Origin of the sequence: Streptacidiphilus melanogenes, assembly GCF_000787835.1 — a bacterium.
GTDB lineage: Bacteria > Actinomycetota > Actinomycetes > Streptomycetales > Streptomycetaceae > Streptacidiphilus > Streptacidiphilus melanogenes.
This window is the reverse complement of the sequence record NZ_BBPP01000027.1, coordinates 112,789-113,605: the sequence shown is the minus strand read 5'-3', so window position 1 is coordinate 113,605 and position 817 is coordinate 112,789. Positions and strand designations below refer to the sequence as shown.

Genomic DNA, 817 nt, shown 5'->3' with positions numbered 1-817 from the left:
GGGGGATGGCGGCGGGCGGCGCGGGTGCGCCGCCACGACGGCGGCCGAGCGCCTGCTGGGCCTGCTTGAGCAGGCCGGACCGCCGCGTCGCCGACTCGGCCTCGGCGTCGATGCGGAACCCCCGGCCGTGCGTGGCCAGGGAGTGGGAGCCGTGCGTCTGCGAGCTGTGCGAGCCGCCGCCTGAATCGGGCAGCGAGCCGGTGCCGGAGGCGGTGTGGCCCGTCGGCCCGGCGGACGCGGCCCACTCCGCCGGCCGTGCGGACGACCCGGTGGCGCGGGTGGAGACGTGGACGGCGCCCTGGCCGTCGGGCACCACCTCGGCCCGCCCGAGCTGCCCGGGGACGGCCGCGACGACGCGCAGCGCGCTCTCGCCGAGCTCGATCAGGGCGCCGGGCACGACCGTGCGGGGCTCCGCCCCGACCGCGGAGCCCTCCAGGACCGTGCCGTTGGTCGAGCCGGAGTCGGTGACCGTGACCCGGCCGTCCGGGTCGACCTCCAGGGCGAGGTGGAAACGGGAGACGTCGGGGTCGTCCACCGGCACGTCCGCCTCGGCGGAGCGGCCGACGACGACGCGCCCCGGATGCAGCAGGTGGATGCCGCCCGCGTCCGGCCCGGCCACGACGTGCAGCGTGGCGGAGGAACCCGCGGGTTCGGCGGCGTCGTCCGGATCGGGGGCGTCGAGGCGCAGCACGACGCCGTCGATCAGCGGAGGGTGGCCGAGCACGGCGCGCTCGTCGAGCCGGCGGCCCTGGGCGTAGAGGTGCACGTGCGTCGCGGCGCGGCCGGCGCGGGCGCCGGGGCGCGCGCCCACCGCGCC

General features: G+C 79.6%; 1 protein-coding gene. It reads right to left on the bottom strand.

Annotated features, from left to right (window positions below; genetic code table 11):
• Nucleotides 1-817, bottom strand: an 817-nt coding sequence (locus TR49_RS25765) for an FHA domain-containing protein (RefSeq protein WP_152627455.1), incomplete at both ends; no start/stop codon positions are given.